This is a genomic window from Escherichia sp. E13S3 (assembly GCF_004212325.1).
Lineage (GTDB): Bacteria > Pseudomonadota > Gammaproteobacteria > Enterobacterales > Enterobacteriaceae > Escherichia.
This window is the reverse complement of the sequence record NZ_RHJR01000014.1, coordinates 103,559-123,380: the sequence shown is the minus strand read 5'-3', so window position 1 is coordinate 123,380 and position 19,822 is coordinate 103,559. Positions and strand designations below refer to the sequence as shown.

18 protein-coding genes are annotated in these 19,822 nt (G+C 50.2%); 14 read left to right on the top strand and 4 right to left on the bottom strand.

Annotated elements, in window-relative coordinates; translation table 11 throughout:
- Positions 1-6 precede the first annotated feature (6 nt).
- Both glnL and glnA read right to left on the bottom strand, forming a co-directional pair.
- Complete coding sequence (gene glnL, locus D9597_RS14585) at positions 7-1,056, bottom strand: nitrogen regulation protein NR(II) (protein WP_128881903.1); 1,050 nt, start codon at positions 1,054-1,056, stop codon at positions 7-9.
- A 174-nt stretch (positions 1,057-1,230) separates the two neighbouring features.
- Entirely contained in the window at positions 1,231-2,640 is a 1,410-nt protein-coding gene (gene glnA, locus D9597_RS14580) for a glutamate--ammonia ligase (protein ID WP_165383548.1), read from the bottom strand.
- A gap of 372 nt (positions 2,641-3,012) precedes the next feature.
- Between glnA and typA the strand changes: the two genes are divergently transcribed.
- From typA to D9597_RS14560, 4 genes are all read left to right on the top strand, one after another.
- The gene (gene typA, locus D9597_RS14575; RefSeq protein ID WP_001514692.1) at positions 3,013-4,836 is read left to right on the top strand and encodes a ribosome-dependent GTPase TypA; all 1,824 of its coding nucleotides are present in this window, start codon (positions 3,013-3,015) and stop codon (positions 4,834-4,836) included.
- A gap of 215 nt (positions 4,837-5,051) precedes the next feature.
- On the top strand, positions 5,052-5,762 hold the full coding sequence (locus tag D9597_RS14570; RefSeq protein ID WP_000147434.1) for a GntR family transcriptional regulator: 711 nt from the start codon (positions 5,052-5,054) through the stop codon (positions 5,760-5,762).
- A gap of 7 nt (positions 5,763-5,769) precedes the next feature.
- The gene (locus D9597_RS14565; protein WP_130216175.1) at positions 5,770-6,750 is read left to right on the top strand and encodes a TIM barrel protein; all 981 of its coding nucleotides are present in this window, start codon (positions 5,770-5,772) and stop codon (positions 6,748-6,750) included.
- 101 nt (positions 6,751-6,851) lie between these two features.
- Positions 6,852-8,117, top strand: coding sequence for an MFS transporter (locus D9597_RS14560; protein ID WP_130216177.1), 1,266 nt, complete (start codon positions 6,852-6,854; stop codon positions 8,115-8,117).
- A gap of 110 nt (positions 8,118-8,227) precedes the next feature.
- Here D9597_RS14560 and D9597_RS14555 read toward each other — a convergent pair whose 3' ends face one another.
- Together D9597_RS14555 and D9597_RS14550 are read right to left on the bottom strand one after the other, a co-directional pair.
- Positions 8,228-9,016 (bottom strand): DeoR/GlpR family DNA-binding transcription regulator, encoded by a 789-nt coding sequence (locus D9597_RS14555; protein WP_000022286.1) that lies wholly within the window; start codon positions 9,014-9,016, stop codon positions 8,228-8,230.
- 39 nt (positions 9,017-9,055) lie between these two features.
- The gene (locus D9597_RS14550; protein ID WP_130223066.1) at positions 9,056-9,952 is read right to left on the bottom strand and encodes a sugar kinase; all 897 of its coding nucleotides are present in this window, start codon (positions 9,950-9,952) and stop codon (positions 9,056-9,058) included.
- Between the two features lie 172 nt (positions 9,953-10,124).
- Here D9597_RS14550 and yihU point away from each other — a divergent pair, with 172 nt between their 5' ends.
- From yihU to fabY, 10 genes are all read left to right on the top strand, one after another.
- Complete coding sequence (gene yihU, locus D9597_RS14545) at positions 10,125-11,003, top strand: sulfolactaldehyde 3-reductase (protein ID WP_130223064.1); 879 nt, start codon at positions 10,125-10,127, stop codon at positions 11,001-11,003.
- Between the two features lie 24 nt (positions 11,004-11,027).
- Positions 11,028-11,915, top strand: a complete 888-nt coding sequence (locus D9597_RS14540; RefSeq protein ID WP_130223062.1) for an aldolase — start codon at positions 11,028-11,030, stop codon at positions 11,913-11,915.
- Positions 11,916-11,947: 32 nt separating this feature from the next.
- The gene (locus D9597_RS14535) at positions 11,948-12,958 is read left to right on the top strand and encodes an alcohol dehydrogenase catalytic domain-containing protein (protein ID WP_000357967.1); all 1,011 of its coding nucleotides are present in this window, start codon (positions 11,948-11,950) and stop codon (positions 12,956-12,958) included.
- Between the two features lie 69 nt (positions 12,959-13,027).
- Entirely contained in the window at positions 13,028-14,461 is a 1,434-nt protein-coding gene (locus tag D9597_RS14530) for an MFS transporter (protein ID WP_130223060.1), read from the top strand.
- A gap of 101 nt (positions 14,462-14,562) precedes the next feature.
- Positions 14,563-15,912: an MFS transporter gene (locus D9597_RS14525; protein ID WP_105283807.1), complete on the top strand. Its 1,350-nt coding sequence runs from the start codon at positions 14,563-14,565 to the stop codon at positions 15,910-15,912.
- Entirely contained in the window at positions 15,902-16,789 is an 888-nt protein-coding gene (locus D9597_RS14520; protein WP_130223058.1) for an aldose 1-epimerase, read from the top strand. Before D9597_RS14525 ends, D9597_RS14520 begins: the two co-directional genes overlap by 11 nt.
- Positions 16,790-16,929: 140 nt before the next feature.
- Entirely contained in the window at positions 16,930-17,529 is a 600-nt protein-coding gene (yihX, locus tag D9597_RS14515) for a glucose-1-phosphatase (RefSeq protein WP_130223056.1), read from the top strand.
- Positions 17,523-18,395: a virulence factor BrkB family protein gene (locus D9597_RS14510; RefSeq protein ID WP_000920721.1), complete on the top strand. Its 873-nt coding sequence runs from the start codon at positions 17,523-17,525 to the stop codon at positions 18,393-18,395. Before yihX ends, D9597_RS14510 begins: the two co-directional genes overlap by 7 nt.
- On the top strand, positions 18,392-18,829 hold the full coding sequence (gene dtd, locus D9597_RS14505) for a D-aminoacyl-tRNA deacylase (protein ID WP_000560983.1): 438 nt from the start codon (positions 18,392-18,394) through the stop codon (positions 18,827-18,829). The genes D9597_RS14510 and dtd overlap by 4 nt, the downstream gene beginning before the upstream one ends.
- 44 nt (positions 18,830-18,873) lie before the next feature.
- The gene (gene fabY, locus D9597_RS14500) at positions 18,874-19,815 is read left to right on the top strand and encodes a fatty acid biosynthesis protein FabY (RefSeq protein ID WP_001297068.1); all 942 of its coding nucleotides are present in this window, start codon (positions 18,874-18,876) and stop codon (positions 19,813-19,815) included.
- Positions 19,816-19,822: the final 7 nt, after the last annotated feature.

Below are 19,822 nucleotides of genomic sequence, written 5' to 3'. Positions count from 1 at the left end.
TCACCTTTATTTCCTGATAGGCAGGTAAACCGAGAACTCGGTATGACCTGGCCAACTGGTAAATTCAATTTTGCCTGAATGCTGATCAATTAAATTTCGGGCGATGGATAAGCCAAGCCCGGTGCCACCTTCGCGGCCGCTGACCATCGGGTAAAACAGCGTATCCTGCAAATGAGGCGGAATGCCCGGCCCGTTGTCTTCCACATCAATCCGCGCCGCCAGCCGATAGCGTTCGCCGTGTAAGGTCAGTTGAAACGCGGTGCGGGTACGCAGAATGATTTCACCACCTTCCGGCCCCAGCGCCTGTAGCGCATTGCGCACAATATTCAGCAGCACTTGCTCAATTTGATCCGGGTCGTGCGCCAGTTCCGGCAGGCTGGGGTCGTAATCACGAATCAACCGCACGTTGTCCGGCAGTTCCATCGACACCAGCGTCACCACGCGTTCAGCCACTTTGTGAATACTTTCGGTAACGCGCGTACCGGGCAGCTGCGGCCCCAACAGACGGTCGACCAAATTTCGCAGCCGGTCCGCCTGTTCGATAATCACTTTGGTATATTCGAGTAGTGACGGGTCAGGTAATGCTTTGCTGAGTAGCTGCGCCGCGCCGCGTAAGCCGCCAAGCGGATTTTTAATCTCATGTGCCAGGCCACGCACTAAATCACGGGCAGCAACTTGTTGAGCATGTTGTAGCTGTTCCTGGCTTAAGCGGCGCTGGTTATCCATCGGCGCCATCTCCAGCAGGATCATGCCGTCCGGCATACGCTGAGCCGTCACAGAAAGAATATGCGAGCGACCGTCGATGACCAGCGTCACTTCGTTATCGGTAAAACCTTGCCCCGCCTCCAGACTTTCTTTCATCAGCTCGATATTTAATGAGAAGTAGCTCAACAGTTCCGGTAACGGTGTACCAAACAATTTGCGGGAGCTTTGGGCGAGCAGTTGTTGCGCGGCGGGGTTGGCGTAATGGATCGCCAGATTGTCATCAATTAACAAAATACTGTTAATCAGCGAGTTGAGGATCTGCCCAGCATCGGGCTGCGTGCCTGTTGCCATAAAGCAGTCTCCTGAACAGGTTGCACCATTTTAGTGCATTATAGCTTTTTACGGATAAAAAGCGCGAAGCATCACAGAAGTTACGGAGAAAAAAGCCCATGCAGAGATGGGCTGAAAGTTTCCACGGCAACTAAATCCCGGCGTTGTTCGCGCCGGGTAGTACAACTTCAACTATTAGACGCTGTAGTACAGCTCAAACTCTACCGGATGCGGAGTCATGCGCACGCGGTCATTTTCTTCGCGACGCAGAGCGATGTACGCATCGATCGCTTCATCCGTGAACACGCCACCGGCTTTCAGGAACTCGCGGTCCAGATCCAGTTCGTTCAGTGCTTCTTCCAGAGAGCCTGCAACCTGTGGGATCTCTTTCGCCTCTTCTGGCGGCAGGTCATACAGGTTTTTGTCCATGGCTTCGCCCGGATGGATCTTGTTTTTGATGCCATCAAGACCGGCCATCAGCAGGGCAGCAAAGCACAGGTACGGGTTAGCCGCCGGGTCCGGGAAACGCACTTCGATACGACGTGCTTTCGGAGAAGAAACCACCGGAATACGGATAGACGCAGAACGGTTACGCGCAGAGTAAGCCAGCATTACCGGTGCTTCGTAGCCCGGGACCAGACGCTTGTAAGAGTTGGTGGTCGGGTTTGCCAGGGCGTTAATTGCTTTAGCGTGTTTGATTACGCCGCCAATGTAGTACAGCGCCTGTTCAGACAGACCTGCGTATTTGTCGCCCGCGAACAGGTTAACGCCGTTTTTAGACAGCGACATGTGGCAGTGCATACCGGAGCCGTTATCACCGAACATCGGTTTTGGCATAAAGGTCGCGGTTTTGCCGAAGCGGTGCGCTACGTTGTGCACAACATATTTGTAGATCTGAATTTCGTCAGCTTTTTTGGTCATGGTATTGAAGCGGGTAGCCACTTCGTTCTGACCTGCAGTCGCTACTTCGTGGTGATGTGCTTCAACCACCAGACCCATCTGTTCCATCACCAGACACATTTCAGAACGAATATCCTGAGCAGAGTCTACCGGAGGCACCGGGAAGTAACCGCCTTTCACTGCCGGACGGTGACCTTTGTTACCACCTTCGTATTGGGTGGCGGAGTTCCATGCACCTTCGATATCGTCGATAGCAACGTGAGAACCGGAGATAGATGATCCGAAACGGATGTCATCGAACAGGAAGAATTCAGGTTCTGGCCCGAACAGTACGGTGTCGGCAATGCCAGTAGAACGCAGGTAATCTTCGGCGCGCTTCGCAATGGAGCGCGGGTCACGGTCATAGCCTTGCAGGGTGCCAGGTTCAAGGATGTCGCAACGGATAATCAGGGTAGAGTCGGCGAAGAACGGGTCAATCACTGCGGTGGATGCGTCTGGCATCAGCACCATGTCGGATTCGTTAATGCCTTTCCAGCCGCCAATCGAGGAGCCGTCAAACATTTTGCCTTCTTCGAAGAATTCAGCATTCACCTGATGAGCAGGGATAGTGACGTGCTGTTCTTTACCTTTGGTATCGGTGAAGCGCAAATCAACAAACTTCACTTCGTGCTCGTTCAGCATCGTCAGTACGTGTTCAGCGGACATACTTTAACTCTCCTGGATTGGTCATTGTCGTCGTGGTAACGAAATCTGCAATTATTTTGGCCGTGTCGCCGTAAAAAAGATAAAGCGAAAACTGTGCCAACTTTTAAATTGCCCCTAAAAGGCGTTATCATGCTTAACATCGTGCAAAAGGGCTGCACCATGATGTGAATGTTGCACCAATATAGTGCTTCAATGGAAACATTAAGCACCATGTTGGTGCAATGACCTTTGGATAACCCTTTTTATGCTCCGTGAAAGCGATCACAAAGGGACTCTGCAATACTTGTTTGCGGAGGATGTTTGTGATCCTGTTTTGTAGTGCGATTAATCCGTGTACAATAACGCGCTATTTCTAATGCCTGAGGCAAAGTTGTGATCGAAAAATTGCGTAATATCGCCATCATCGCGCACGTCGACCATGGTAAAACCACCCTGGTAGACAAGCTGCTCCAACAATCCGGTACGTTCGACTCTCGTGCCGAAACCCAAGAGCGCGTGATGGACTCCAACGATTTGGAGAAAGAGCGTGGGATTACCATCCTCGCGAAAAACACCGCTATCAAATGGAATGATTACCGTATCAATATCGTTGATACCCCGGGGCACGCCGACTTCGGTGGTGAAGTTGAACGTGTAATGTCCATGGTAGACTCAGTGCTGCTGGTGGTTGACGCATTTGACGGCCCGATGCCGCAAACGCGCTTCGTAACCAAAAAAGCGTTTGCTTACGGCCTGAAGCCGATTGTTGTTATCAACAAAGTTGACCGCCCTGGCGCGCGTCCTGACTGGGTTGTGGATCAGGTATTCGACCTGTTCGTAAACCTCGACGCGACCGACGAGCAGCTGGACTTCCCGATCGTTTACGCTTCTGCGCTGAACGGTATCGCGGGTCTGGACCACGAAGATATGGCGGAAGACATGACCCCGCTGTATCAGGCGATTATTGACCACGTTCCTGCGCCGGACGTTGACCTTGACGGTCCGTTCCAGATGCAGATTTCTCAGCTCGATTACAACAGCTATGTTGGTGTTATCGGCATTGGCCGCATCAAGCGCGGTAAAGTGAAGCCGAACCAGCAAGTTACTATCATCGATAGCGAAGGCAAAACCCGCAACGCGAAAGTCGGTAAAGTGCTGGGCCACCTCGGTCTGGAACGTATCGAAACCGATCTGGCGGAAGCTGGCGATATCGTGGCGATCACGGGCCTTGGCGAACTGAACATTTCTGACACCGTTTGCGACACGCAAAACGTTGAAGCGCTGCCGGCACTCTCCGTTGATGAGCCGACCGTTTCTATGTTCTTCTGCGTTAACACCTCGCCGTTCTGCGGTAAAGAAGGTAAGTTCGTAACGTCTCGTCAGATCCTGGACCGTCTGAACAAAGAACTGGTACACAACGTTGCGCTGCGCGTAGAAGAAACCGAAGACGCCGATGCGTTCCGCGTTTCTGGTCGTGGCGAACTGCACCTGTCTGTTCTGATCGAAAACATGCGTCGTGAAGGTTTCGAACTGGCGGTATCCCGTCCGAAAGTTATCTTCCGTGAAATCGACGGTCGTAAACAAGAGCCGTATGAAAACGTGACTCTGGACGTTGAAGAACAGCATCAGGGTTCTGTGATGCAGGCGCTGGGCGAACGTAAAGGCGACCTGAAAAACATGAATCCAGACGGTAAAGGCCGCGTACGTCTCGACTACGTGATCCCAAGCCGTGGTCTGATCGGCTTCCGTTCTGAGTTCATGACCATGACTTCCGGTACTGGTCTGCTGTACTCCACCTTCAGCCACTACGACGACGTACGTCCGGGTGAAGTGGGTCAGCGTCAGAACGGCGTACTGATCTCTAACGGTCAGGGTAAAGCGGTAGCGTTCGCGCTGTTCGGTCTGCAGGATCGCGGTAAGCTGTTCCTCGGTCACGGTGCAGAAGTTTACGAAGGTCAGATTATCGGTATTCACAGCCGCTCTAACGACCTGACTGTAAACTGCCTGACCGGTAAGAAACTGACCAACATGCGTGCTTCCGGTACTGACGAAGCCGTTGTTCTGGTTCCGCCTATCCGCATGACTCTGGAACAAGCTCTGGAGTTCATCGATGATGACGAACTGGTAGAAGTGACTCCGACCTCTATCCGTATTCGTAAACGTCACCTGACGGAAAACGATCGTCGTCGCGCTAACCGCGCACCGAAAGACGATTAATTTCGTTTTTTAGTCATAAAAACCTGCCAGCGATGGCAGGTTTTTTTTTGCCTGTCGTGAGCACTCACCAATGCGAGTATCTCCCTTATAAGTCTGTGGTTACGTCAATAGAGAGCTTTGTCACAATTATCTGCAAAGTCATACGCCGTTAATTGCTTTCTTTTTTGGCGTAAGCGTAAGATGCCTCATCTGGTTTAAACCAAAAGGATTAAACAATGACGGGAAATCAATCCACCGTAGAAAATGCAAAAGAGAAACTGGATCGGTGGTTAAAAGATGGCATCACTACGCCGGGTGGAAAACTCCCTTCAGAAAGAGAGCTGGGAGAGCTGCTGGGCATTAAACGTATGACGCTGCGCCAGGCGTTGCTGAACCTCGAGGCAGAATCCAAAATCTTCCGTAAGGATCGTAAAGGGTGGTTCGTGACTCAGCCGCGATTTAATTACAGCCCGGAGCTGTCGGCGAGCTTTCAGCGGGCCGCAATTGAGCAAGGGCGGGAACCTTCCTGGGGGTTTACCGAGAAAAGCCGTACCAGCGACATTCCCCAGACGCTTGCGCCACTGATTGCAGTGACGCCATCAACCGAACTCTATCGTATTACCGGCTGGGGGGCGCTGGAAGGACATAAAGTTTTCTATCACGAAACATATATTAATCCTGAAGTTGCCCCAGGTTTTATTGAACAACTTGAAAACCACTCATTTTCTTCAGTCTGGGAAAAGTGCTACCAAAAAGAGACGGTAGTAAAAAAATTGATTTTCAAACCCGTCAGAATGCCGGGCGATATCAGCAAGTATCTTGGCGGTTCTGCGGGTATGCCTGCGATCTTAATTGAAAAGCATCGCGCCGACCAGCAAGGCAATATTGTCCAGATAGATATTGAATATTGGCGATTTGAGGCCGTAGACCTCATCATTAATCTGTAGGTGTTTTATGGTGACAACAAATAACGCAAGAAAGATTCTACAACGTGTCGATACTCTTCCTCTTTATTTACATGCTTATGCCTTTCATTTAAATATGCGGCTGGAAAGAGTATTGCCTGCTGATTTACTTGATATCGCGAGTGAAAATAATCTGCGGGGCGTCAAAATTCATGTTCTGGATGGAGAGCGTTTTTCTCTTGGTAATATGGACGATAAAGAACTCTCTGCCTTTGGTGATAAAGCCCGCCGTCTGAACCTTGATATTCATATTGAAACCAGCGCCTCTGATAAGGCATCTATTGACGAAGCCGTCGCCATCGCGTTGAAAACTGGGGCATCGTCCGTACGTTTTTATCCACGTTATGAAGGTAATTTGCGCGACGTATTATCGATCATCGCTAACGACATTGCCTATGTACGGGAAACGTATCAGGACAGCGGCCTGACTTTTACGATCGAGCAGCATGAAGATTTAAAAAGCCATGAGCTGGTGTCGCTGGTCAAAGAAAGTGAGATGGAGTCTCTTTCCTTACTGTTTGATTTTGCGAACATGATCAATGCAAATGAGCATCCCATCGACGCTTTAAAAACGATGGCACCACATATTACCCAGGTGCATATCAAAGATGCATTGATTGTTAAAGAACAGGGGGGGCTGGGCCATAAAGCCTGTATTTCAGGTCAGGGAGATATGCCCTTCAAAGCGTTATTAACGCACCTTATCTGCCTGGGCGATGATGAGCCGCAGGTGACGGCATATGGCCTGGAAGAAGAGGTTGATTATTATGCTCCGGCGTTCCGCTTTGAAGACGAAGATGATAATCCGTGGATCCCTTATCGCCAGATGAGTGAAACACCACTACCAGAAAATCATTTACTGGATGCGCGGTTACGTAAAGAAAAAGAAGATGCGATTAATCAGATAAATCATGTGCGTAACGTACTACAACAAATAAAACAAGAGGCAAGCCATCTTCTGAACCACTAATAAGTTTTAACTCATACGCAGTTAATAAAACCATTCCATAAGAATGGTCGATATCTTATTGCCTTTAAAACAGTGATTTTAAAAATCGCTTAGGGGATGTTATGCTCACGAAAAAGAAATGGGCGTTATTTAGTCTATTAACACTGTGTGGCGGTACAATTTATAAATTACCGTCGTTGAAAGATGCGTTTTATATCCCGATGCAGGAATATTTCCATTTGACTAATGGTCAAATTGGTAATGCTATGTCGGTAAACTCGTTTGTCACCACAGTGGGCTTTTTTCTGTCTATTTATTTTGCCGATAAACTACCGCGCAGATACACCATGTCACTCTCACTCATTGCGACGGGATTACTGGGTGTTTATTTGACAACAATGCCGGGATATTGGGGCATCCTCTTTGTCTGGGCGCTATTTGGCGTTACCTGCGACATGATGAACTGGCCGGTCTTGCTCAAGTCAGTAAGTCGATTGGGCAATAGCGAACAACAAGGTCGTTTGTTTGGCTTCTTCGAAACAGGGCGTGGCATTGTCGATACCGTGGTGGCATTTTCTGCGTTGGCAGTTTTTACCTGGTTTGGCAGTGGCTTATTGGGCTTTAAAGCGGGTATCTGGTTCTATTCCCTTATTGTGATTGCTGTGGGCGTTATCATTTTCTTTGTCCTCAATGACAAAGAAGAGGCACCGTCCGTGGAGGCGAAAAAAGAAGACGGAGCATCGCAAAACACCAGTATGACCTCGGTGCTGAAAGACAAAACCATCTGGCTTATCGCTTTCAACGTCTTCTTCGTTTACGCGGTTTACTGTGGCCTGACGTTCTTCATTCCATTCCTGAAAAACATCTATCTACTGCCCGTTGCGCTGGTGGGGGCTTACGGCATCATTAACCAATACTGTCTGAAAATGATTGGTGGACCGATTGGTGGCATGATTTCAGATAAGATCCTGAAATCACCGAGTAAATATCTATGCTACACCTTTATCATCAGTACCGCTGCGCTCGTACTGTTGATTATGCTGCCGCACGAAAGCATGCCGGTCTATTTAGGGATGGCATGTACGCTGGGCTTTGGTGCGATAGTCTTTACTCAGCGCGCCGTATTTTTTGCACCTATTGGCGAAGCAAAAATTGCTGAAAATAAAACAGGCGCGGCGATGGCGTTGGGTAGCTTTATCGGTTACGCCCCAGCGATGTTCTGCTTCAGTCTGTATGGCTACATTCTGGATTTAAATCCGGGGATTATTGGCTACAAAATCGTGTTTGGCATTATGGCCTGCTTCGCATTCTGTGGTGCGGTGGTTTCCGTAATGCTGGTTAAGCGAATTAGTCAACGTAAGAAAGAGATGCTGGCGGCTGAAGCTTGATTAATGGCCGGATGTGCTTAATCCGGCCAACGAAAACCGTATCAACCGTAGGCCGCATCCGGCAAAATAAAATCCGCTGAATCCCCAGCGGATTTTTCGAAGTTTCAGTTTCAGGATACTTCCTGCTCGGCAACCACCAGTTCAACATTCTCTTCACTTAACAACTGGCAGAAAGAATTGGGAGGCGGGGCATCAGTAAAAAAAGCCCTGACATTCCGCGCATTGCCAATTGAAACCGCAGCCGAAGCGGCAAACTTAGTATGATCTGCCACTAGCAATGTATTCCGCGCATGTTTAATCATCGTTCTCGCGACTAACGCTTCATTGACATCAAATTCCAGCAGGGTACCGTCATGCTCAATGGCACCAATACTGGTGATTAAATAGTCTGCGCGAAAACCTTCAATAAAATCCACGGCTCCAGGGCCGATAATCCCACCGTTATGGGCGCGTAAAGTGCCTCCCGGCACCATCACTTCAATATCCTGATTCTTATAAAGAATCTGTGCCACACGCAGGCTGTTAGTGATAATGCGTAAATCACGACGGTTGAGTAATGCCCTGGCAACGGCTTCTACGGTTGTACCGATGGTGATGAAGACAGTACAGCGTTCGGGAAGGTAATCGGCGACCGCCTCAGCGATCGCCCGTTTCTCGGCGGTGAGCGAAAGTTCCCGTTGCTCAAAAGCGGTATTCATGACGCTGGAGACGCGCCCGGCTCCTCCATGATGACGGGTGATCAACCCCTGCTCACTGAGTTTTCGGATATCCCGGCGCACGGTTTGCGTTGAAACATCCAGCAGTTGTGCCAGTTCTTCAATATTCATATAACCGCGTTCTGCGATTAGATGAACGAGTTGGTCATGGCGTGGATTACCTGTCACTTCGATGATACTCATGAATACTCCCTTGCCCCTCCTCGGTAGATGTTTACCATTTTACGCATAAAGTGACAAAAATGATTCGGTTTGCTCACGATTAGGAATGCCAGCCCGACCGCCAGGCTGGGTACATTTCATCGCGGCAACCGCACTGGCAAAACGAATAGCCTCTTTTGTTGGCATTTTTTCTGCCAACGCTACCGCGAGTGCACCGTGAAAAACATCGCCTGCTCCAGTGGTATCAACCACATTGACAGAAAATGCCTCCTGTTGACACAAATGATCATCTTCAATCCACAACGAACCTTCAGAACCCAGCGTGACATACACTTTACCTGCTGTTTGTGTCGTTGCCTGGTACAAGCTTTCTTCAGGTGACTGAAGGCCAGTCATACGTTTCAGCCCTGGCGTAGAGAACACAGCATGATCGGCAAGCGCGACAAGTGGAGAAATATCCTGCGGTGTCATATCGGCGTCTAAAAGTGTTGTCACACCCGCAAGGCGCGCTAGCGAGAATGCTTTTTCAGTACCGCTATGCCAGCGAACATCGGCCAGAATCAGATCATAACGAGAGAAATCGATCGCTTCTAACCATTCGGCATCAGTACCGAGATCGGGACTTGGATAATTAACGATAATCCGTTCGCCATGCTGATCAACGAGGATCGCTGATTGCGACGAACGGGCGTTAGGATATCGGCGGCAAAATGCGGTATTGACGCCCCAACCCTCAAGTTCTGCAAGTAAGGTATTTCCACAACTGTCATCGCCGACGCGACCGATGAAATCAACCTCCACGCCAAGTTTTGCGATTGCAACAGCGGCTGTTGCTGCCGGGCCGCCACCAATCTCAAGATAATGATTTGCCTGATATTTCCCGCCGCCCTCCGGCAGAGTGAGCAAAGAATAAATCCTGTCCTGAACTGTGATACCCACGCATGCAATTCTGGTCATATTTGTCTTGTCCTGTTTAATTTTGTCGTCTTCGGTCAATTTAAATGACACAAATGATCAAATTAGTGATGTGTGTCGTGTTTTTGAACATAAATTACAAATATGCTCAAAAACAGACGAAAACGAATTTTCAATTGTCATTATTTTGTCAATGTCAGACAGGAGAGCATTCATGGCAACCATTGCATTTCTCGGGCTGGGGCAGATGGGTAGCCCAATGGCTAACAATCTATTGCAAAAAGGGCATTCATTGCAGGTATTTGATGTCAATGCACAGGCCGTCGATGCGCTAGTTACGCAGGGGGCCACTGCGGCACAAACCCCAGCGGAAGCGGCAGCAGGCGCTGAATTTATCATCACTATGCTTCCCAATGGTGACATTGTTCGACAGGTTCTGTTGGGGGAAAAAGGCGTCTGTGAGGCTGTTTCATCTGACGCGTTAGTGATTGATATGTCGACTATTCATCCCTTACAGACCGATGCATTAATACGGGAATTACAAGAAAAAGGCATCAGTATGATGGACGCCCCCGTGGGCAGAACGTCCGTGAATGCGATTGATGGCACATTGCTGATTTTAGCGGGTGGCACTGATGAGCAGATTGCGCGTGCACGCCCGATTCTCATGTGCATGGGTAATGAGCTGGTCGAGGCTGGCGGCCCAGGAATGGGGATCCGCGTGAAGCTAATTAACAACTATATGAGCATTGCGCTTAATGCGCTGTCCTCCGAAGCCGCTGTGTTATGTGAGTCACTGGGATTAAATCTTGATGTCGCAATTAAGGTGATGAGTGGTACGGCAGCAGGGAAAGGACATTTTACGACCACCTGGCCTGGCAAAGTGCTGAAAGGCGATCTTTCTCCCGCCTTCATGGTGGACCTGGCATTGAAAGATCTGCGTATTGCAGTTGACGTCGCTCGGGAAACGGGGGCGCCGCTCAATATGGGGATTGCAGCAGAAAGTTATTACGCCGCAGCAAGTCAAGACGGCAAAGGGCGGCAGGACTGGAGCGCCCTGCTAAATCAGGTTCGCCAGCAGGCTGGTCTTTAATTTTATCTATTAACAGGAGTTTCTATGTCATCCCACTTCACCCCATTTACGCTGAAAGATATCTCCCGCCCAGGTGGTGGATTCGCTATGTTAGCTGTCGATCAGCGTGAAGCCATGCGCCTGATGTTTGCGGCAGCAGGGCAGCCAAAACCCATCGCCGACAGTGTACTCACCGATTTTAAAGTCGCCGCGACCCGAATCCTTTCTCCTTATGCTTCTGCCGTTCTGGCGGATAAACAATTTTGTCTTGAGCAAATAGTCGAGCAGGGCGCTGTTGCTAATTCTTGCGGCCTGATTGTCGCTGCCGATCTTTTTATCCCAGGTAATGGCATCCCGGTTGATAGCGTTGAAATAGATATGTCCGTCGACCCGCATAAAGCCCGTGAAATGGGGGCTAATGCAATGAAATTACTTGTACTCTGGCGTGAAGATGAACCCGCAGAGGAACGTCTGGCAATGGTTGATAAATTTGTTCGTCGCTGCCGTAGTGCCGGGCTGGTTAGCATTATTGAACCTGTGGTGCGTCCACCTCGTCGCGGTTGGGACTTTGATCGTGAAAGCGCCATTGTTGCCGCCGCCGCAGAGCTTGGTGGAACAGAGGCTGATCTTTACAAAGCCGAGATGCCATTAGGGGGCAAAGGCGATGAAAAAACCTTACTTGCCGCCTGTCAGAAACTTAACGATCAGATGAAGATGCCGTGGGTAATTCTTTCTTCTGGCGTTGATGCCGATATTTTTGGCCGTGCAGTAAGTATTGCCATGAAAGGTGGTGCGTCGGGCTTCCTGGCTGGACGAGCGGTTTGGGCGTCGGTTGTTGGTGCACAAGATCCACAAACTATGCTGCGCGATGTCTCCGTTCCACGCTTGCAACGGCTGGCTGAAATTGTCGATGAAGGTATCGCGCAACGCTAATCCCCTATGGATATCGATTCTGGAGAATAACAATGGATAAAATTACCCAGGTTTTATTTTCAGATATTGGGAAAGTCACCACTCAATATGTTGAAGTACCACACCAGGAACTTAAACCGCACGAAGTACGGATTGCGCCCGTGTTCTACGGGATATGCGGTTCGGATCTGCATGTTCTGAAGGGCGGTCATCCGTTTGCCAAACCGCCTGTCGTCCCCGGTCATGAAATTGCAGCGCGCGTTACGGAAGTTGGCAGCGACGTTAAAAATGTACAGCCGGGCGATCATGTTGTGGTCGATCCCATCATGGCTTGCATGGAATGCCGGGCCTGCAAAGCAGGACGTTTTAATCTTTGTGAACCACCGCAGGTTGCCGGTTTTCGCGCGCCGGGCTTTGCTCGCTCACAGCACATTGTTCCTGCGCGTAATTGCCATGTCGCACCAGCCTCTTTACCGCTAAAAGTGTTGGCCTTTGCCGAACCGGCGGCTTGTGCTCGTCACTGCGTTAACCGAATGCCGAAAGCTTCTCTGGAAAGCGTACTGGTGATTGGTGCCGGAACGATAGGCTTATCCATCGTGCAGGCACTGCGCATTATGGGAGCAGGGAAGATCACCGTGATTGAACCTGACGCTGCCAAACGCGCCCTGGCGTTAAAGCTGGGCGCAGCAGAAGTTTGGGCTCCAGGGGAACTGGCCGCAGATGTGCGATTTACGGGGGCGATTGATGTTGTTGCAGCGCAGGCCACGCTTAATGATGCCTGTACCCGTGTGTATGCCGGAGGCACCGTCGTGTGCATGGGCGTACCGAGTGGGCCGCGTGAAATACCGCTACCGATGATGCAACGTTTCGAGCGTGACTTGCTCAACTCTGGCATGTACATCCCTGAAGATTTCGATGCCGTTATCGAATGGCTGGCGGATGGGCGGTTTGATACCAGTGAACTGGTTACCGATTTATTTGCCATTGAGGATGCAGCGGCAGCGTTCGAACGTGCGCAGCAAAATGATTCCATAAAAGTCATGCTGCAATTTGCGCCGGAATGATTTTCTAAATCTCTGTCTGGCGCTGCGCCACGCTAGCGCCACCCTACAACAATTAAAAAGGACACTGCGATGAGTCAAATCACCAGTCCTGCAACTTATTCAATTAGTCGGCCACAGGACGTAATTGATATTGTTAATAAGAACTCTGCAATCAACACCAGCATCGGCGTTATTTTTATCGCTTTAGGCGGCATATTGATTGATGCCTACCAGGCGGCGATGGTGGGGTTTGGTAATAAATACATTGCCGCTCAATTTGGCATTTCGCCGGGCCTTGCCGCAACCGTTAATGCGTCAGTATTAATCGCCGCGTTAATTGGTGGTTTATTAGCGAACCGAGTAATAAACCGCTTTGGGCAAAAGCGGGCATTTATTATTGGCATGGGGCTGTGCACCATCGGGGCTGCTGCGGTAGCTATTGCGCCCAGTATCTGGTGGGTGCTGGTGTGCCGCGTCATCATGGGCTTTGGCTTAGGCATCGACTTCCCTTTGGCAACCAATGCCGTGGCAGAGCTTCGTGGTTCAACGTCGAAGAAAACCGGAACGTCGGTCAACCTCTGGCAAATGGCCTGGTATGTTTCGACAACCGTTGTTTATTTGGTGCTTTTGCCGCTGCTTCTGTCGGGTATCGCTGAAGAACAATTGTGGCGTTACGGAATATTCATCGGAGCTATTTTCGCAGTCATCTTCATGGTTTTGCGTTACTTCTTTATTGGTGAATCCGCAATGTGGGCCGCTCGCGTCGGGCGTTACCAGGAAGCCTGCGACATTCTGGGAAAACGTTATGGTGTTCAGGCTCGCGTTGCGGCACCGGGTACAGCAGAAGCCAGATCCTCGGAAAAAGCAGAGAATAAATACAGCGGTGGATATGGCATCTTATTTAATGATCGTTACCGCAAACGCACCATTCTTGGCTGTGTCGTGGCAACCATGCAGGCGTGGCAATATAACGCCGTAGGTGTTTATCTTCCTCTTACGTTGGCGGGAATAATAAGTGGCGGGCTTACTGGTGCGTTGACGGGGTCTGCCGTCGTGAATGCCCTTTGTGGGGTGACTGGCGGGATGATCGGCTCGTTTATTCTCCAACGACTGGGTACTCGCCGACAATCGATGTATGGATTTGCCGTTGTGACCTTAGCATTACTGTCGTTAGGTGCGCTGGCAACGACTAACCCCTGGCTGTCTTTAGGGTTATTGGGATCAATTATTTTCTTCCATTCAGCGGGGCCTGGTGGGCTGGGTATGACCATTGCCACACTCTCTTATCCTCCTGCTATTCGCCCTACAGGGGTCGGATTTGCCCGCGCGATTATGCGCACCGGTGCGATTGCCGGGCTTATTTTCTGGCCGATGCTGTGGGGTGCGTTGAAAACTGAAGCGTTTTACTGGTTGGCAATTGTGCCATTCCTGGGATTCCTGACCTGCGTATTGATTAATTGGGAACCTTTGGGGGCGAATGTGGATGCCGAAGACGCGGAAGTTCTGGCGGAATTGAACAAATAAACATAACGCGTATCGACATCAGGCCGATGCGCGTATTTATCAGACTGCCCACTTTGTAGTGGGTTATTCCCCAATTTCTCGCCGACCAGGAGAGGAAAATGATGTCTGAAACGTTACCCACACCGCGAGAAGGACTTTCCGGTAAAGCCATGAGACGTGTCGTAATGGGCAGTTTCGCGGGCGCGTTGATGGAATGGTATGACTTCTTTATTTTTGGCACGGCAGCAGGGCTGGTATTTGCTCCGCTTTTTTTCCCGAACAGCGATCCTTTTATAGGTCTTATAGCCTCCTTTGCGACCTTTGGCGTTGGTTTTTTGACTCGTCCCTTAGGTGGCATCGTCTTTGGCCATTTTGGCGATAAAATTGGGCGAAAAATAACACTTATCTGGACACTGGCTATTGTCGGTTGCTCCACATTTTTGATTGGTTTTATTCCGACGTATCAGGAAATTGGGATCTGGGCACCGCTCATATTAATGGCGCTGCGTTTAATTCAGGGCTTTGGCCTTGGTGGCGAGTATGGCGGAGCGGCATTGATGACCATTGAATCTGCGCCCGAATCCCGGCGCGGTTTTTTAGGTTCGCTCCCACAAACGGCTGCATCAGTGGGGATTATGCTGGCAACCGGTGTTTTTGCGCTTTGTAACCATTTACTGACTCAAGAACAGTTTCTCTCCTGGGGATGGCGTATTCCGTTCTGGCTTTCAGCGGTGATGTTGATCGTTGGATTATTTATCCGCCTGCATACTGAGGAGACACTGGATTTTCAAAAGCAAAAAACGACGAATAATAAAGAAAAGTCTGTTCCTCCGTTGATTGAATTATTCAAAAAACATCCGCGAAATATTTTATTAGCGCTGGGCGCGAGGCTGGCGGAGAGTGTCTCTTCCAATATTATTAACGCCTTTGGTATTGTTTATATTTCCAGCCAATTAGCATTATCGCGAGATATTCCCCTGACGGGTATGTTGATTGCCTCGGCGATCGGTATTTTCAGTTGCCCATTGGTTGGATGGTTATCAGATCGTATAGGTCAAAAATGTCTGTATTTATCAGGCGCGGGATTTTGTGTCCTGTTCGCGTTTCCTTTCTTCTTATTGCTGGATAGTAAAAGTACGCTCATCATCTGGTGCAGTATGATCCTCGGCTATAACTTAGGCCCGACGATGATGTTCGCCGTGCAGCCGACACTCTTCACCCGCATGTTCGGCACCAAAGTACGATATACCGGCCTTTCTTTTGCCTATCAATTTTCCGCGATTCTTGGCGGATTAAGCCCTCTTATCGCCTCAAGTTTGCTGGCGCTAGGGGGAGGAAAGCCGTGGTATGTCGCTCTGTTTTTATTTGCTGTCTCAGTTCTTTCTTTTGTTTGCGTCTGGCTGATTGAGCCGACCGATGAACAAGAAACCGCTTCTTACCGCTACATCAGGGAACAATCTCATGAAAACTGAACGGAAAAATGAACATCACCAGGCGCTACAGCTCGCATTTGACGCGCCCTGGCCTGGGCCAGTAGGAGAGTTAGTTACGCTGGAAAAAGGCAATATTCGCCTGCAGATTTATCCGCATGATGGTGCCAGGATAACCTCGTTACAGGCATTTGGTTCTGAAGTATTACGCCAATGGCAGCCGCAACGCAGAGCTTTTCAGTACGGCTGTTTTCCAATGGTGCCGTGGGCAGGGCGACTGGGGAATGCGACGCTGAATGCTGGTGGGCAATGTTATTCTTTACCCGCCAATAAACCACCGCATGCATTGCATGGTATGGCTTGTTACTCAACGTGGGAAATCATCGACAAAACAACAGATTCCCTGACTTTACGTATGCCCCTGGCTTCACCGTGGCCCTGGCAAGGGGAAGTGGTTCAGACTTTTTTGCTGGAGAATGATGCGCTGGTTTTGCAACTGGAAATCCATTCACATACCGATACATTCCCGGCCTCTGCAGGCTGGCATCCGTGGTTTGCGAAAAAGCTGACCCCGCAAAGCACAGAATCGTTGCAGGTGCTTTTTGATGCGGACTGGCAAGAAGAAGCGGGTAGTGATGAACTGCCAACAGGAAATCGCATCTCTCCTCAAGCCGGTCCCTGGGATGACTGTTTTGGTTTTTATGACGGGGTGGAGGTTAAGTTACTGTGGCCAGGTAAACTCGCGATGACCATGACCTCTTCTGCAAACAGTCTGGTGGTATTTGATAAACAGCCCGATGCCACCTGTGTTAATCCGCTTACCCAGGCACCTAACGCAATAAATTTAACGCCAGAATTGGTGATGCCAGAGAAGCCGCTGGTCATCGAAACTCGTTGGCAATTTACACCTGAATCTTAACCATTCATCTATTGCGAAAAAGCCAGTGAAATTACTCTGCTTTTTCGCAATCAGCATCACAAGATTACCCTTATTGCCACATAGCCAAACCCATCCTTTCCCGCTACAGTTAATTTCTTGTGGCGAGAAAGGAGGCAAAAATGCTCTATATCTTTGATTTAGGTAATGTGATTGTCGATATCGACTTTAACCGTGTGCTGGGAACCTGGAGCGATTTAACGCGTATTCCGCTGGCATCGCTTAAGAAGAGTTTTCATATGGGGGAGGCGTTTCATCAGCATGAGCGCGGGGAAATTAGCGACGAAGCGTTCGCAGAGGCGATGTGTCATGAGATGGCTCTACCGCTAAGCTACGAGCAGTTCTCCCACGGCTGGCAGGCGGTGTTTGTCGCGCTGCGCCCGGAAGTGATCGCCATCATGCATAAACTGCGTGAGCAGGGGCATCGCGTGGTGGTGCTTTCCAATACCAACCGCCTGCATACCACCTTCTGGCCGGAGGAATACCCGGAAATCCGTGATGCTGCTGACCATATCTATCTTTCGCAAGATCTGGGCATGCGCAAACCTGAAGCACGAATTTACCAGCATGTTTTGCAGGCAGAAGGTTTTTCACCAGACGATACGGTCTTTTTCGACGATAACGCCGATAATATAGAAGGAGCAAATCAGCTAGGCATTACCAGTATTCTGGTGAAAGATAAAACCACCATCCCGGACTATTTCGCGAAGGTGTTATGCTAAAAACCATCCATGAAAAAGCCAGGCATCGTACCCGTCCGCTATGGGCCTGGCTGAAACTACTCTGGCAACGTATTAATGAGGACAACATGACCACCCTGGCAGGTAATCTTGCCTATGTGTCGTTGCTCTCATTAGTGCCGCTGGTTGCCGTTGTTTTTGCGCTTTTCGCCGCTTTTCCCATGTTTTCCGACGTCAGCATTCAGTTGCGTCACTTTATTTTTGCCAACTTTCTGCCTGCCACTGGCGACGTTATCCAGCAATATATTGAACAGTTTGTTGCCAATTCCAACAAGATGACCGCCGTCGGGGCATGTGGCCTGATCGTCACGGCGTTATTGTTGATGTATTCCATTGATAGTGCATTGAATGCCATCTGGCGAAGTAAACGGGTACGGCCAAAAATTTACTCGTTTGCTGTGTACTGGATGATCCTGACGTTAGGGCCGCTGCTGGCAGGGGCCAGTCTGGCGATCAGTTCCTATTTGCTCTCCCTGCGCTGGGCGAGCGATCTCAATACTGTCATCGACAATGTGCTGCGTATTTTTCCGCTGCTGTTGTCGTGGATCTCCTTTTGGTTGCTTTACAGCATTGTTCCCACCATCCGCGTACCGAATCGCGACGCGATTGTCGGCGCGTTTGTCGCCGCACTCCTGTTCGAAGCAGGAAAGAAAGGTTTCGCGCTTTATATCACCATGTTCCCGTCATATCAGCTCATTTACGGCGTGCTGGCGGTGATCCCCATTCTCTTTGTCTGGGTGTACTGGACATGGTGTATCGTCTTGCTTGGCGCGGAAATTACTGTCACTCTCGGGGAATACCGCAAACTAAAACAAGCTGCTGAACAAGAAGAAGACGACGAACCATGATTGCATTAATTCAACGCGTAACCCGTGCCAGCGTCACCGTGGAGGGAGAAGTGACGGGCGAAATTGGCGCGGGACTTTTGGTGTTATTGGGTGTCGAAAAGGATGACGACGAACAGAAAGCAAACCGTCTGTGCGAGCGTGTGCTCGGCTACCGCATCTTCAGCGATGCCGAAGGCAAGATGAATCTCAACGTGCAACAGGCGGGCGGTAGTGTGCTGGTAGTTTCCCAGTTTACCCTCGCCGCAGATACCGAACGGGGGATGCGCCCAAGTTTCTCCAAAGGCGCATCACCGGATCGCGCAGAGGCGTTATATGACTATTTCGTCGAACGCTGCCGTCAGCAAGAGATGAACACGCAAACAGGACGCTTCGCTGCCGATATGCAGGTATCGCTGGTCAATGATGGTCCCGTGACATTCTGGTTGCAGGTATGAGTCAGCTTCCAGGTGTGTCACGGGAAACAAGAGAGAGTATCGCTATGTATCACCTTCGGGTTCCACAAACAGAAGAAGAATTAGAGCGCTACTATCAGTTCCGCTGGGAGATGTTGCGTAAGCCCCTGCATCAACCAAAAGGTTCGGAACGCGACGCGTGGGATGCGATGGCGCATCACCAGATGGTCGTCGACGAGCAGGGTAATCTGGTGGCAGTAGGGCGGCTGTATATTAATGCCGATAACGAAGCGTCCATTCGCTTTATGGCCGTTCATCCCGACGTGCAAGACAAAGGGCTGGGAACGCTGATGGCGATGACCCTGGAGTCGGTAGCGCGCCAGGAAGGCGTTAAGCGCGTGACCTGTAGCGCCCGTGAAGACGCGGTGGAGTTTTTCGCCAAGCTGGGGTTTGTTAATCAGGGGGAGATCACCACGCCAACCACCACGCCGATTCGCCATTTTTTGATGATTAAACCCGTCGCCACTCTGGATGATATTCTTCATCGCGGCGACTGGTGCGCGCAGCTGCAACAAGCGTGGTATGAACACATCCCGCTTAGTGAAAAAATGGGCGTGCGCATTCAGCAATATACCGGGCAAAAATTTATCACCACCATGCCGGAAACCGGCAATCAGAATCCGCACCATACGCTGTTTGCCGGGAGTTTATTCTCGCTGGCAACGCTTACCGGTTGGGGGCTAATCTGGTTGATGCTGCGCGAACGCCATCTCGGTGGAACGATTATTCTGGCGGATGCGCATATCCGCTACAGCAAGCCGATTAGCGGTAAACCTCATGCGGTAGCCGACCTCGGTGCCTTAAGCGGCGATCTTGACCGTCTGGCGCGCGGACGAAAAGCACGGGTACAGATGCAGGTCGAAATCTTTGGCGACGAGACGCCGGGGGCAGTGTTTGAAGGCACGTATATCGTTCTTCCCGCGAAGCCATTTGGCCCGTATGAAGAGGGCGGGAACGAAGAAGAGTAGGGTGGAT

What these genes read in the sequence shown, in the direction of transcription:
- glnL (WP_128881903.1), bottom strand. Translation starts at nt 1,056, where the DNA reads ATGGCAACAGGCACGCAGCCCGATGCTGGGCAGATCCTCAACTCGCTG.
- glnA (WP_165383548.1), bottom strand. Translation starts at nt 2,640, where the DNA reads ATGTCCGCTGAACACGTACTGACGATGCTGAACGAGCACGAAGTGAAG.
- D9597_RS14570 (WP_000147434.1), top strand. Translation starts at nt 5,052, where the DNA reads ATGACGGGAAATCAATCCACCGTAGAAAATGCAAAAGAGAAACTGGAT.
- D9597_RS14565 (WP_130216175.1), top strand. Translation starts at nt 5,770, where the DNA reads ATGGTGACAACAAATAACGCAAGAAAGATTCTACAACGTGTCGATACT.
- D9597_RS14560 (WP_130216177.1), top strand. Translation starts at nt 6,852, where the DNA reads ATGCTCACGAAAAAGAAATGGGCGTTATTTAGTCTATTAACACTGTGT.
- D9597_RS14555 (WP_000022286.1), bottom strand. Translation starts at nt 9,016, where the DNA reads ATGAGTATCATCGAAGTGACAGGTAATCCACGCCATGACCAACTCGTT.
- D9597_RS14550 (WP_130223066.1), bottom strand. Translation starts at nt 9,952, where the DNA reads ATGACCAGAATTGCATGCGTGGGTATCACAGTTCAGGACAGGATTTAT.
- yihU (WP_130223064.1), top strand. Translation starts at nt 10,125, where the DNA reads ATGGCAACCATTGCATTTCTCGGGCTGGGGCAGATGGGTAGCCCAATG.
- D9597_RS14540 (WP_130223062.1), top strand. Translation starts at nt 11,028, where the DNA reads ATGTCATCCCACTTCACCCCATTTACGCTGAAAGATATCTCCCGCCCA.
- D9597_RS14535 (WP_000357967.1), top strand. Translation starts at nt 11,948, where the DNA reads ATGGATAAAATTACCCAGGTTTTATTTTCAGATATTGGGAAAGTCACC.
- D9597_RS14530 (WP_130223060.1), top strand. Translation starts at nt 13,028, where the DNA reads ATGAGTCAAATCACCAGTCCTGCAACTTATTCAATTAGTCGGCCACAG.
- D9597_RS14525 (WP_105283807.1), top strand. Translation starts at nt 14,563, where the DNA reads ATGTCTGAAACGTTACCCACACCGCGAGAAGGACTTTCCGGTAAAGCC.
- D9597_RS14520 (WP_130223058.1), top strand. Translation starts at nt 15,902, where the DNA reads ATGAAAACTGAACGGAAAAATGAACATCACCAGGCGCTACAGCTCGCA.
- yihX (WP_130223056.1), top strand. Translation starts at nt 16,930, where the DNA reads ATGCTCTATATCTTTGATTTAGGTAATGTGATTGTCGATATCGACTTT.
- D9597_RS14510 (WP_000920721.1), top strand. Translation starts at nt 17,523, where the DNA reads ATGCTAAAAACCATCCATGAAAAAGCCAGGCATCGTACCCGTCCGCTA.
- dtd (WP_000560983.1), top strand. Translation starts at nt 18,392, where the DNA reads ATGATTGCATTAATTCAACGCGTAACCCGTGCCAGCGTCACCGTGGAG.
- fabY (WP_001297068.1), top strand. Translation starts at nt 18,874, where the DNA reads ATGTATCACCTTCGGGTTCCACAAACAGAAGAAGAATTAGAGCGCTAC.